This window comes from Rhodoblastus sp. 17X3 (assembly GCF_030056575.1).
Lineage (GTDB): Bacteria > Pseudomonadota > Alphaproteobacteria > Rhizobiales > Beijerinckiaceae > Rhodoblastus.
The window spans coordinates 21479-33833 of the sequence record NZ_JASHHX010000007.1 but is presented as its reverse complement, the minus strand read 5'-3'; the positions used below and the strand labels follow the sequence as shown (position 1 = coordinate 33833).

General features: G+C 61.9%; 14 protein-coding genes and 3 tRNA genes. 13 read left to right on the top strand and 4 right to left on the bottom strand.

What is annotated here, in order from left to right:
* Positions 1-7: 7 nt before the first annotated feature.
* The 8 genes from QM467_RS08710 to QM467_RS08675 all read left to right on the top strand — a co-directional run bounded on the left by QM467_RS08710 (position 8) and on the right by QM467_RS08675 (position 3680).
* On the top strand, positions 8-589 hold the full coding sequence (locus QM467_RS08710) for a cold-shock protein (protein ID WP_446737753.1): 582 nt from the start codon (positions 8-10) through the stop codon (positions 587-589).
* A gap of 59 nt (positions 590-648) precedes the next feature.
* Entirely contained in the window at positions 649-1191 is a 543-nt protein-coding gene (locus tag QM467_RS08705) for a DUF192 domain-containing protein (RefSeq protein ID WP_283365917.1), read from the top strand.
* A 54-nt stretch (positions 1192-1245) separates the two neighbouring features.
* Positions 1246-1322: transfer RNA gene (locus tag QM467_RS08700), tRNA-Pro, on the top strand.
* A gap of 69 nt (positions 1323-1391) precedes the next feature.
* The gene (locus tag QM467_RS08695; RefSeq protein WP_283365916.1) at positions 1392-1697 is read left to right on the top strand and encodes an ETC complex I subunit; all 306 of its coding nucleotides are present in this window, start codon (positions 1392-1394) and stop codon (positions 1695-1697) included.
* Between the two features lie 44 nt (positions 1698-1741).
* A tRNA-Arg gene (locus tag QM467_RS08690) sits at positions 1742-1818 on the top strand.
* A 628-nt stretch (positions 1819-2446) separates the two neighbouring features.
* Complete coding sequence (locus QM467_RS08685; protein WP_283365915.1) at positions 2447-2710, top strand: hypothetical protein; 264 nt, start codon at positions 2447-2449, stop codon at positions 2708-2710.
* 166 nt (positions 2711-2876) lie between these two features.
* Positions 2877-3245, top strand: a complete 369-nt coding sequence (locus QM467_RS08680) for a hypothetical protein (protein ID WP_283365914.1) — start codon at positions 2877-2879, stop codon at positions 3243-3245.
* A 105-nt stretch (positions 3246-3350) separates the two neighbouring features.
* Positions 3351-3680: a hypothetical protein gene (locus QM467_RS08675; protein ID WP_283365913.1), complete on the top strand. Its 330-nt coding sequence runs from the start codon at positions 3351-3353 to the stop codon at positions 3678-3680.
* A gap of 11 nt (positions 3681-3691) precedes the next feature.
* On the opposite strand, the gene QM467_RS08670 is transcribed toward QM467_RS08675, so the two are convergent.
* Genes QM467_RS08670 through QM467_RS08660 form a run of 3 tightly spaced genes read right to left on the bottom strand, consistent with a single transcriptional unit; the run spans position 3692 to position 5028 of the window.
* Positions 3692-4426: a hypothetical protein gene (locus QM467_RS08670; RefSeq protein WP_283365912.1), complete on the bottom strand. Its 735-nt coding sequence runs from the start codon at positions 4424-4426 to the stop codon at positions 3692-3694.
* 27 nt (positions 4427-4453) lie between these two features.
* The gene (locus tag QM467_RS08665; protein WP_283365911.1) at positions 4454-4777 is read right to left on the bottom strand and encodes a hypothetical protein; all 324 of its coding nucleotides are present in this window, start codon (positions 4775-4777) and stop codon (positions 4454-4456) included.
* 50 nt (positions 4778-4827) lie between these two features.
* Positions 4828-5028 carry a hypothetical protein gene (locus QM467_RS08660; RefSeq protein ID WP_283365910.1) on the bottom strand — a complete coding sequence of 67 codons (201 nt, stop codon included), beginning with the start codon at positions 5026-5028 and terminating at the stop codon, positions 4828-4830.
* 392 nt (positions 5029-5420) lie between these two features.
* On the opposite strand from QM467_RS08660, the gene QM467_RS08655 reads away from it, so the two are divergent.
* The 4 genes from QM467_RS08655 to QM467_RS08640 all read left to right on the top strand — a co-directional run bounded on the left by QM467_RS08655 (position 5421) and on the right by QM467_RS08640 (position 9969).
* Positions 5421-5504: transfer RNA gene (locus QM467_RS08655), tRNA-Arg, on the top strand.
* Positions 5505-6100: 596 nt separating this feature from the next.
* Positions 6101-7453 carry a hypothetical protein gene (locus QM467_RS08650; protein ID WP_283365909.1) on the top strand — a complete coding sequence of 451 codons (1353 nt, stop codon included), beginning with the start codon at positions 6101-6103 and terminating at the stop codon, positions 7451-7453.
* A gap of 209 nt (positions 7454-7662) precedes the next feature.
* The gene (locus tag QM467_RS08645; RefSeq protein WP_283365908.1) at positions 7663-9003 is read left to right on the top strand and encodes a hypothetical protein; all 1341 of its coding nucleotides are present in this window, start codon (positions 7663-7665) and stop codon (positions 9001-9003) included.
* A 138-nt stretch (positions 9004-9141) separates the two neighbouring features.
* Positions 9142-9969 carry a phosphatase PAP2 family protein gene (locus QM467_RS08640; protein ID WP_283365907.1) on the top strand — a complete coding sequence of 276 codons (828 nt, stop codon included), beginning with the start codon at positions 9142-9144 and terminating at the stop codon, positions 9967-9969.
* On the opposite strand, the gene metC is transcribed toward QM467_RS08640, so the two are convergent.
* Positions 9960-11150 (bottom strand): cystathionine beta-lyase, encoded by a 1191-nt coding sequence (gene metC / locus QM467_RS08635; protein WP_283365906.1) that lies wholly within the window; start codon positions 11148-11150, stop codon positions 9960-9962. The two genes, QM467_RS08640 and metC, sit on opposite strands and share 10 nt — an antisense overlap.
* Before the next feature lie 168 nt (positions 11151-11318).
* Between metC and QM467_RS08630 the strand changes: the two genes are divergently transcribed.
* The gene (locus tag QM467_RS08630) at positions 11319-12350 is read left to right on the top strand and encodes an amino acid ABC transporter substrate-binding protein (protein WP_283365905.1); all 1032 of its coding nucleotides are present in this window, start codon (positions 11319-11321) and stop codon (positions 12348-12350) included.
* The last annotated feature ends 5 nt before the right edge of the window (positions 12351-12355 follow it).

Below are 12355 nucleotides of genomic sequence, written 5' to 3'. Positions count from 1 at the left end.
CGCTTCATTGGGCGCCAGAGAACACATTGGAAATTCGCAGGATTTCGAAACTGGCCCGGCCCATGACGCCGCCGCCGAGGTGATCGAGGTCCGGGGTCGCATCAAATGGTTCGACATGGCCAAGGGCTTTGGCTTTATCGTCCCCGATAATGGTCTCGCGGATGTCCTGCTCCATGTCACGGTGCTGCGACGCGACGGCTATCAGACAGCGCCGGAAGGCGCGGAGGTGGTCTGCCAGGCGCAAAACCGGTCGCGCGGTCTGCAGGTGTTCCGCATCCTGTCCATGGACGAATCGACCGCCGTGCATCCCGCGCAATTGCCGATGGCCCGAACCCATTGCGCGGCGGAATCGGTCGGCGGATTTGAAATTGTCGTCGTCAAATGGTTCAATCGCGTGAAGGGCTTCGGCTTCCTCACGCGCGGCGAGGGCACCGAGGACATTTTCATCCACATGGAGACGCTGCGCCGCTATGGCATAGCCGATCTGAAGCCCGGCGATTCCCTTCTGGCGCGGTTCGGGCCGGGGCCGAAGGGGCTCATGGCCGCCGAGGTCCGGGTTCTGGAGACGCGGATTCCGAGCGCCCATTGAGGGTTTCGCGGCCGCGGCGGCTTGCTCTGCCGGGGCCGGGAATTTTGTGAGAGGTCGTGATGGCGCGTCTGTTCGGGTCTGCCGCCCTGATTTCCCTGCGTGCGTATTTCCGCCCCGCGCGCGCAATGGCGCTGCTTCTGGCGCTTTGCGCCGCCGCGCCCTTTTTCTTTCCCCAATTCGCCGTTGCGCTCGAATCCGGCGCCGCCGTGGCCCTGGAGCCCTTGACTCTCGTCACGGACCCCAAGGGCGCGCATCCGATCGACCACGCCTTGGCGGTCGAGGTCATGCGCACGGAGGCCGAGCGCGAGCACGGCCTGATGGACCGGCGCTATTTGCCCGCCGATCGCGGCATGCTTTTCCAGTTCGACAAGGTTCAAGGCGTCCTGATGTGGATGAAGGACACCTATATTCCGCTCGACATGATCTTCATCTCGCGCGACGGGGTGGTGACCCATATCCATGAAAACGCCGAACCGATGTCCGAGGCCATTATTTCGTCGAACGGCCCGGTCTATGGCGTGCTGGAGGTCAATGCCGGCTACGCCCGGAAAATCGGGTTGAAGCCGGGCGATCTCGTGCGACATTCCCTTTTCAAGCCATGACGGCGGACGGCTTGTCGGGAAGCGCCGCTCATGATAGCGAAACGACGGCGCTGTCGGGGTATAGCGCAGCCTGGTAGCGCGGAAGTTTTGGGTACTTCAGGTCGCAGGTTCGAATCCTGCTGCCCCGACCACCGGCCCGCTGAAGGCGTTCGGTCCGCCGTCATCGCGGCGCGGCTTACGGATGGGAGATTGGAACGGTCATGACGGCTCGCATTTATCGTCCTTCGAAGAACGCCACCCAGTCGGGCATGGGCAAGACCAAGCTTTGGCGACTGGATTATCTGCCGGAAAGCCCGCGCACGATCGAGCCGCTGATGGGCTGGACCTCATCGAGCGACATGAACAGCCAGATTCGCCTGGACTTCGAGACCCGGGAAGAGGCCGTCGCCTATGCCGAGCGCAACGGCATCGCCTATCGCGTCGAGGAGCCCAAGAAGGCCCACCGCCGCACCGTCTCCTATTCGGATAATTTCCGGAACAATCGCGTCGCGCCCTGGACGCACTGAAGGCTCGCTCGGCCGGCCCAAGCCTCCGGACCGACCGGGCTGTGGGCCCCGTAGCTCAGCCGGATAGAGCAACTGCCTTCTAAGCAGTAGGTCGCTGGTTCGAATCCAGCCGGGGTCGCCAATAAAATCAAGAACTTATGGTGGAAAATTCCTGGCTGAAACGCCGGGTTTTTTTGTTGGGGCAACTGTTGGGGTAGCGAATTCGGCCTGTCTTGAAATTTTCGAAACCATGCGCAAGCCTGATAATCGCCCCTATGATCCCATGACGATCGCCAACGCGGCCGAACTCGGCTTAACGGGGGTGATTCTCTATTGTCGAAAATGTCATCGCGAGGGCGCCGTCAGCTTTGACGCCCTGGCGCTGCCGCGAGAGACGCCGGCGCCGACGATCGCTCGCGCTCGGCGGTTTGTCTGTTCGGACTGTGGAGGGCGCTCTGTGGTCTCCCTGCCGGATTGGGCGGCCTATAAGGCGCCATGCGCGGGCGGTATGGCGGGCGGCGAGCGCACTTAAAGCATTCGGGCGCAATAACCGCTTGAACGAGCGAGACTCGGGCTAAGCGCGATTCGGCGACTTCCTGCTCGAAGCTGACATCCATTGTTCACTAGCGCCGGACCTCGACATTCCAAGGAAAAAGCCAAGCGCGCTAAGCAGGTGGAAAATAATCCTGAAGGAACAAGGTCGGATCTCTGCACGTTAACATAACGGCAAAAAGGGAGTACTCGAAATGCCAAATCACATGTCAAATCGCATGGCTATCGCACTTGTGATTTTCATGATGGTGCAGGCTGTCGTTTTCGGGATTGGCGCGGTTCTGGTTTTGGCGACGCCGCTTGCGGACCTCGCCATGACGTTGATGCCTTTCGTGGTCGCGGCGTCCTTAGCTGTGTCGGCGCCAGTTTCGTGGTGGCTGGCGCCTTTCGCGCGCGCCGCCCATGAGCGCATGCTGAACACTCGGGAGCCAGGGCGTTCAGTTGATGATCAACCGGATCACGGTTATCACGGGATGGCCTGATCAAGGCTGACGCGTGTAGGGCTGAAACAGCCGGAGCGATTGCGGAGAGAACTCGGACCGTAATCGTATGCTGGGCGGGTTGGAAGGCTCGCTCCCCGCCGAAAGGCGCCGGTAGCGCCGCGGACCGAGCGTTGCTTTCGCGGTCGACTTCAGCGTTTCTCAGGAGATGAAAATCAAAAACGCCCGCCAGTGCATCCGTGGCGGGCGTTTCCGTTTTCCTCGGCCCTCGGGAAGATGCCGAATTGATCTCAAGTTGAGGGGCGACAGTGACGTTTTCAAGGCCCGCCTACAGCTCTTCCGGATCGCGCTCGTCGATCGGTTCAAGATCGGCGTCGCCGTCGATCTCGTCCAGGAGCAGGATCAGCGCCTCGATGGCGTCCTGAGTTCTGGTGATGCTGTAGAGATTGCATGCCAGGATTATGCCCCGCCAATGGGTATCCGTCGATCTGTCGAGCTTGACTCAGGATGTCTCAGGGCGCCGATCGATCCGCCTTCGGAACTCACGCGTCTGGCGAGCGTTGATTTCGCAAAGTAGGCGTCATCCAGAAGTCTGGATTAGCTAAATTTAGGCGGAGACGCCTCGACGATTGAGCAAGTAATTGGGGAGTCGTCGAAATCCTCTGTACAGGGAGATCGGGCCATGGAAAGCAAGATTGCCGGAATGATCGGCGCCGCCGCCTTGGCTGCCGTGGGATCAACGCAAGTTGCCGCCGCGCCTGATCCGGAAGAGGTCTTACAGGCCAAGAGCTTTGCCGAATTGCTCCAGCCGATCCCCAACGCCAAAGCCGTTCTCGCGGCGGTCGAAGCAGCGGGCCGCTCAGGCTCTGGACCGGCGACCGAGGCCGGGGGCCAGCAGGTCGCCCAGTATTACCCCCGCTACTATCACCATCACCACCACCATCATCATCACGGGTGGTGGCGCCGCCGCTGGAATCATCACCATCATCACCACCATCACTATTATTGGTGAGGCCGCGGGAGTCATTTTGATGGATCCTGCTCCTTGTCCCGCGCCTTGGCCGCGCGCAGCATGAAGCGATAGGTGCCGTCGAAAACTGTTTCAGTGCGCGATAGCCAGCGCGAGCCTTCCGACAGACGGTCGCGGCTAGCGTGGATTCTTTGCGCCTGCAATTCGCGCTCCGCCGCCTCTTCCTCGCCCATTTCTACCAGTTCGAAGGGCGCTTCCTCCGGAATGACGATGATCTGCGCGAAAGGCTCGCCGGGCCGGAAAATATGAGTTCGGCCTTCGGCGGGCGATTTGAACACCACGAAAAACAGCATCGGCCACCAATCGCGGATCAGGGCCGGCACGGCGATCGGGCAAGTGTCGGTCCGGTCTGTGTAAAAACGTGGATGCGGCTCGGTGCGGATGGCGAAGCCGCGCTCGACCCGCAAATCCAGCAGGATTTGATAGGTGTAGTAATTATCGCCGAAATTGCGGAACGGCGGCCATTGCAGCCCTTCTTCCGGGCAAGGGCCGAAATCGCCACCGAGCTTCAGCTCGCCATTTATCGTGCTGACGACGAGTTCGTTATCAAAAGGGTAGAACAATTCAATGCCGTATTGCGCGCTTTCCGAAAAGGGCGTGCAGTGCCAGGCGTATTCCTGAGAGCCGTCCGCGCGGGGCTCGCGTTCGCCCGCCCAGCCCGGAATTTCGAGCTTCGTACGACGCGGCGCCAGGCGACGTTCGCGAGTGCGAAATTTCACCACTTTCATGTTGCGGCTCTCTTTTGCAGCCCAATTTCACGCGGTCGGGATCGCGCCATCGTCCATAAAACCCGAGGTGAAAACTAAGGGCGCGCGGCGATGTTCCAACGTTGAACGGCGGAGCAAAAAAATTGCAAAGCCGGGATGATGTTGGTGAAATCCGCTTCCGAGCCCCATTCCATCCGTGTGAACATCGGCTTGGATCGAAAGATCGCGGAGCGTCTTCGGGCTCTCCCTGGCGTCTATCGTCACCGCCCCCGAAGCCGCCGGCGTCGAGTTCATCCAGGAGAACCGAGGCGGGGCGGGCGTCAGGTTGAAGAAATAGCCATGCCCATAGGCGCGCAAATCCGTCTGAGCCAACTTGTCGGCGGCGCGGCAAGTCCGCAAATCCAAAGTCGCAGCCCGTAATTCTAGCGCGCGACCGGTTGGGAGACGGTATAGCCGCGCTCCAGCATACAATCGGAATAGACCGCGTCATATCGATTTTGCCGATCGAGATGACCGGCGACATTGACGGCTGTTCCTGCTGCGGCCTGGGCGCGCTCCCGACATGCGACTACGTCGCCGGCGAATTTCTGTTCAGTGACCTTCGGCCCGGCGACCACCGTCATGCTCGGTCCGGCCGGCGGAATGCTGTCGCAGGCGCCAAGTGCAAAACAGATTGCGAACGCGGCTATTCCGGCAAATTTCATCGGACCTCTCGTCTACAGAATGAGCGCTCCAAATTTGCATTTAACAAAAGCCGAACCTCTAAACGCCACTGGATGAACCTTCAGTGGCAGGTCATTGCGACGGCAATTTGGCAAGCGCGTCTATCTCGACGCCCTTATCCAGGCTTGTCCCTTCGATGACCTTGAGAACGTCGCCAAGGGCTTCGCCACGGCTTGCAGCGCGGCGCACGGTGCGCACGTCCTTGCCGGTGGCGTCGGCTGTCGTTGATGTGAACGCTCCCTCATCCGTTCGGACAAATTGTCCGTTCGGTCCAGAATTACCGCCCCGCTTCGTCTCCGGGTGCAGCGTCGTGTCGCTCGAAAAGTGCTGCCTTCTAAGCAGTAGGCCGCTGGTTCGAATCCAGCCGGGGCCGCCAATTTTTTCAATGATTTTAACAAGAGCGGTGGAAACGCGCCCAATGGTGCAGCTTGATTGATTCCGCCGGCATTTGAAAAACAAACAAAAACGCCCGCCAGTACATCCGTGGCGGGCGTTTCCGTTTTTCCTCAGCCTCTGGGAGGAAGCTGAATTGCCGTCAGCGTGCGGGCCGACCGTGACATTTTCAAGGCCGGCCGATGCGCAAACTTCAGCTCGGCCTGCGCGCCAATTCACTCGACGCGGGACACTCAATCCAAAAATCCTGAGAGCAATGGGGATGGGGATCGGCGAGCGATACGCTGTAGGCGGCGACACAAGCGAGATTTTGCCGGAAGCAGGCGACTGCCCCGGCGCGCCCTTTTGCAGCCCCTGATCCACCGCATTCGCGCGCTTCCGACGCTCGCCGTTCCGACCGGGACCGACATTCACAGTTCCAGTATCTTCGCGCGGCTTCAGCCTTCACCCGATTGTGATCCTTGCGTCACCTTCCCCCGCTACCCATCGAGAACTAGGGTGACCCGTGTTCGGACGCGCTCAGGCCGTCCCAGGTGTACATAGCCTGGGCGCAATGACGCAATGAGGGGAGTAATTACAATGACTTATACTATTTGGAGTGGCTCTACCAACACCACCGTCGGCAACGCTTTCAACATGGCCGCTGGCGACCAGTTGCAGACGATCGCTGGTTCGCTGCTCGCAACTTCGGGGGGTAACGGCATCAATGCGACGGGCTCGGCGTTGATCGAAGTTGGCGGGACCGTCGGCGGGTTGAACAATGGCATTTATGTCGGCACCGCCTCCGCCTCCGACAGCGCCTATATCGTGATCGAGAAAACTGGAAACGTGTTCTCGGGCCCAAGCACTCAGGGCATCCAGGTCAACGGGGCGGGATCTCACACCATCCTGAACGCCGGCAGCATTCAGTCCTTCGGCAGCGTCGGGTATGGAGTGCTAACCTGGGGGGCCGGCCAGATCGTCAACCAGGCTGGCGGATTGATACAGGGTGGTGAAGGCGTGGTCGACGACGACAGCACAGCCACCGACGTGAGTTCCTTCGTCAATTACGGAACTGTCACCGGCACTACATATGCCTATCGTGGTTCGGGCCAGGGAGACATACAAATCGTCGACAATGAAGGTGCGATGGTCGGACTCGTCTATATGGGAACGAACGCCGCGGACCTGGTCTACAATCGCGGAACGATGGATGCGACGGGCGCCAATGGGACCGGCTTTTCCCTTGTCGACAGCGTTCTCAACAATGCCGGCCTGATGTACGAGTCCCTCTCGACCGCTTCGGCGGTCAACATGATCACCTTCGGCAATCATGCGGGCGATTACTTCACCAATTCGGGCGTCGTCGCCGAAATCCATGCCGCCGCGGGATCCCGTGCCGTGTCTTTTGGCAATGGCGCAGGCGATATCCTCAGCAATGAGTCCTCGGGCGTGATTTATGGCGATGTCAGCTTCGGGTCCGGGGCCGGCGACGCCGTTGTCAATAATGGCGCCATCTACGGCAACGTGATCCTGGGCAATGGCGCCGGCGACGCCTATTACGGCCAGCACGGCCATCTCAATGGCAATGTTGTCTGCGGCTCCGGCGGCGACATCGTCTATTCCGGCTCCGGCTATGAAACGGCCACCGCCGGTCTTGGCAACGATTCGTTCTATTCCGCTTCCGGCGGCGGGCTCGTGATCGCCGAAACCGTGGCGGCGCAGCAGGCCAACGCCCTCGACGTGGTCAATAATTTCCAGGTCGCCACCGGCGAGCTTGGCAAGGGCACTTATCTGCATCTCGGCGCGGCCCTGTCATCGACCACGCTCTTCATGAGCGACGGGAACGGCGGAACCTGGATCGCCATGGGCCTCGGCGGCGGCGCCTATTCCTATATCGACGTGATCGGCGTCGGAGTCTCGACCGTGCACGCCCAGACCTATTTCGCCTGAGCGGCGTTCGATCAAGCGAACGAAATGGAGCGCGCCGGTGCATCCCGGCGCGCCTGCGACAGCTGCGACGTGATGTCGCACCAGGCCTCGATTCGGCCTCCAATGTCATTTTCCTCTGTCTGTTTACAGTCGAAGGAGTAATCTCAGGCCCAAAAAGGGTCTGAAACGCCTCTTGAGACGCGTTTCAGCGTCAAAAAGAGGAGGCAGCCATGACCTTCAACGTCATTTCCACCGCCATCATCGGTTCGGGCGCAGGGTTGACCCTGACCAGTGGCGATCAGCTGCAAATCCTTCCGGGCGGGAGCCTCGTCAGCACCGCAAATTATGGCGTCATCTCTTCGGGCAATAGCTCCATCCAGATTGCCGGATCTTTGGGCGGAGCGTCCGGGGCCTATTCCGGCATGGCGCTTGCCGGCTATTACAACAATATCACGATCGCAAAGACGGGCTATCTGTTCGCGGGCGCCGGCTCCAACGGGATCTATATTTACGGCGCGGGAACCCACCAGATTTTCAACGCGGGCTCCATCCAGCTGACGGGCGCCGCCGCCTTGGGAATCTGGACTTCCGGCGCGGGCGCGATCGTCAATGACGCAAGCGGCCTCATCAGCGCGGGGCAGGCCTTCGTCGACACCAACCTTTATGCGGCCGACGTCTATTCGGTCCTCAATCTCGGCAGCGTCGTCGGAAGCTCATACGCGTTCTACGGTAGCGCCGCCCTCGACGTGGAAATTCTCGACAACGCCGGAACAATGATCGGCGGCGTCCAGATGGGCTCGAATTCGGCGAATGTCCTCTTCAATCGGGGGGTGATGGACTCGAGCAATTCCGCCAATGGTTTCAATCTCGCCGATACGACGCTGAGCAATACGGGCCAGATCTACCAGACCGTTTCGTCCTCCTCGGCCGTGGACATGATCACGATCGCGAACCATGCGGGCGACACGATCTACAATGCGGGCGTGATCGCGCAGATCCATGGGTCGGCGAGTTCGAATGCGGTCGCCTTCGGCAATGGCGCCGGCGACGTGCTGAGCAATGATTTCGGCGGAGTCATCATTGGCAATGTGAAATTCGGCTCGGGCGCGGGCGACAGCGTGCTGAACGACGGGATCATCAATGGCAATGTCGCGTTGGGCGCGGGCGCGGGCGACGCCTATTACGGACAGAACGGCCATCTCTACGGAACCGTGATCTGCGGCGACGGCGGAGACTACGTCTATTCGGGCTCGGGCTATGAATCGGCTGCGGCCGGCAAGGGCAACGACGTCTTCTATTCCGGCGATGGCGGCGGGCTGCTGATCAGCGAGACGGCTGCGGCGCAACAGGCCAATGCGCTCGATACGGTGAGCAATTTCCAGGTCGCCGGCGGCGTCGGCACGGGCACTTATCTGCATTTCGACGCCTCGATGGCGTCGAGCACCTTTTTCATGAGCGACGGAAGCGGCGGCACATGGATCGCCATGGGCCTCGGCGGCGGCGCCTATTCCTATGTCGACGTGATCGGCGTCGGGGTCTCGACGGTGCAATCCCAGAGCTATTTCGCCTGAGCCGGCGAAACAGGCGCCACAAGGACAAAGGCGGAGCAGCACGGGCCTCGATAAAAGAGGTCGTGGGCGCTCCGCCCTTTACCCGATGCTCCACCGTGCTAAAAGGCGCCGGTCGCCACTTTTCGCGGGGAGTTCGCCTTGAACTGGGATTTTGCCCGCCTTGAGGCAGGCGCCGCCGCCGTGCGGGCCGAGGCGGTCCGCGCCGCGCGCGACTTCATCACGCATTGGCGCCGCCCGGCTGCGCCGGTCATGAAGCTTTGGCCGCTTTGGGTCGCGCTGGCGACGCTCGCCGTGTCCGCGCTGCTTTTCGTAGGCGTTTATTTCGATGTCTGCCTCGCGCGCGCCGCCACGAAACTTGATCCGCGCCTCGTGTCTTTCTTCGATTACGTCACGCAGGCGGGCAAGTCGAACTGGCTGTTCGCGCTGTCCATCTTGACGATTTTGTTTGCGCTTTACCGTCGCGCGCAGGCGCCCGGCGCGCGTTTGCGCGCGGCCTGGGGGCTGGTCGCCTCGCGCGCCTTCTATATTTTCGCGGTGCTGTCCGTTTCCGGGCTCGCGTCGCAGGCGATCAAGCATCTCGTCGGCCGGGCGCGGCCGAGGCTGATCGACCTCCAGGGGTCATTTCATTTCGACATGTTCTCGCTCAAGGCCGTGCTGGCGAGTTTTCCTTCCGGCCACACCACGACCGTGTTCGCGGTTTTTGGCGCGCTGAGCCTGCTGGCGCCGCGCCTCGGCCTCGCGTCCTTGCTGCTGGCGATCCCCGTCGCGGCGTCGCGGATCATCGTCGGCGCGCATTATCCCAGCGACGTCGGCGGCGGTCTGTTCCTCGGACTCGCCTCGGCCCTTATCGTGGCGCGTGTCCTTGGGCGGCGGAACATCGCCTTCACCCTCGCGGCTGACGCGCTACTGCCTACGCCACGCGGCAAAGGGCTGATCGGCAAACTCCTGCTGAACCGTCAGGCCTGAGCGCGCAGTCGCGCAAAGCCCTTGTCGAGATCCTCCTTGAGGTCCTCGATGTCTTCGAGCCCGACCGAGAAGCGCAGAGCGGGGCCTTCCGGGTTCCAGACGGTCGCGGTGCGATAGGTCCGGCAATCGAAGGGAATGACAAGGCTCTCATAGCCGCCCCAGCTATAGCCCAGCCCAAACAACTCCAGCCCGTCGAGAAGGGCGGCGATGGCCGCTTTCGAGGCGGGCTTCAGGATCACCGAGAACAGGCCGGAAGAGCCGGAAAAGTCCCGCTTCCAGATATTGTGGCCGGGGTCGTCCTCCAGCGCCGGATGCAACACCCGCGACACTTCGGGGCGCGCGCTGAGCCAGCGGGCGAGAGCGAGGCCCTGCCGCTCCGCCTCGCGCAGGCGCAAATCCATGCTGCGCAACCCGCGCAGGCCCAGAAAGACATCCTCCGGCCCCGCGCACATGGCGAAATAATCGAAGGTCTGGCGCAGGGGCTTGAGCCATTGGTCATTGGCCGAGACGAGGCCGAGCAGCAGATCGGAATGGCCGGAGAGATATTTCGTGCCCGCCTCGACCGCGAGATCGACGCCGCGCTCATGCGGCGGGAAGAACAGGGGCGTCGCCCAGGTATTGTCCATCACCACGCAGGCGCCGCGCGCATGGGCGACCTCGGCGATGGCCGGAATATCCTGCATCTCGAAGCTTTGTGAGCCGGGCGCCTCGACCAGAACCGCCGTGGTGTTGGACCGCATCAAGGCCTCGATCCCGGCGCCGATCAGAGGATCGTAATAGGTCGTCTCGACGCCCATGCGGCGCAAAAAGCCGTCGCAGAAGGTGCGCGTCGGCAGATAGGCGGAATCGCTGACGAGCAGATGGTCGCCCGCCTTCAGCGCCGCGAGCAGGGCCACCGTCACGGCGGCGAGGCCGGAGGGAGTCAGCACGGTTCCGGTGGCGCCAGCGATTTCCGACCACGCCTTTTCCAGCGCTTCCGTCGTCGGCGTGCCATGGGTGGCGTAGGTGAAGCGTTTGGTATGCCGCGCCTCGAGATCGGCAAGCGTCGGCTGCAACACGGTCGAGCCGCGATAGATTGGCGTATTGACGAAGCCGAATTGTTCGGACGGATCGCGCCCCGCATGGACGAGTTTGGTGCGCGCGCGCATGTCCTTGCGCGATTGCGGGGTCGATTTGGTCATTCCGGGGCCCTTCCTTTCCTGTTTTTTGGCGGGCGTCGCAGGGCGCCGTCAAGGGCGAAAGCGTGGCGGGCCGAATTTGCCGAAACAGGGCCCTGCCGCTTGACCCGGCCCGCCAAACAAAAAGATAATTCGCGTCGGCTTTTCGACGCGAAGGGCGCCCGGGTGGAAATGAACTGTTTCGGCGGCTTGTCTCGGTCGCTTGCGCTTGGCTTCTCCCTTGGCCTCGTCCTTTACGGCGCCGTCGCGCGCGCCGACACGCTCGATGACGTGCACCGGCGCGGTTATCTCGTCTGCGGCGTCAATACCGGCCTCGCCGGCTTCGGCCTGCCCGACGACCGCGGGACGTGGCGCGGCTTCGATATCGATTATTGCCGCGCTGTCGCGGCGACCATCTTCGACGACCCCGACAAGGTCAAATTCATCCCGCTTTCCGGCAAGGATCGCTTCACCGCCCTGCAATCGGGCGAGGTGGACATGCTCTCGCGCAACACCACCTGGACGCAATCGCGCGAGGCGGGGCAGGGGCTGCTGTTCGCGGGGATCAATTATTTCGACGGCCAGGGTTTTCTGGTCCGCAAGAGCCTCGGCCTCGATTCGGCGATGAAGCTCAACGGCGCTTCGATCTGCGCCCAGCAGGGCACGACCACCGAGCTCAATCTCGCCGATTATTTCCGCGCGCATGGCCTGAAGGCCGAGACGGTGGTGTTCTCGACCTCCGACGAGGCGATCAAGGCCTATGATTCGGGCCGCTGCGACGCCTATACGACCGACGGCTCCGCGCTCTATCCGCAGCGCCTGAAGCTGACAAGCCCCGACGACCATGTCGTGCTGGCCGACACAATTTCGAAGGAGCCTTTCGGTCCCGTGGTGCGTCAGGGCGACGACCGCTGGTTCAATCTGGTGAAATGGACCCATTTCGCTCTGCTCGACGCCGAGGAGCTCGGCGCGACTTCACAAAATCTTGCCGCGATGCGCCAATCCGACAATCCCGAGATCCGCCGGCTGCTCGGCGTCGAGGGCGATTATGGCGCCGGCCTCGGCCTGACGCCGGACTGGGCCGCGCGGATCCTGAAAGCCGTGGGCAATTACGGCGAAATCTTCGAGCGCAATCTCGGCGCGGGCTCGCCCCTGAAAATTCCGCGCGGCCGCAATGCGCTGTGGCGGGAGGGCGGGCTGCACTACGCCCCGCCGGTGCGGTGAGGGCG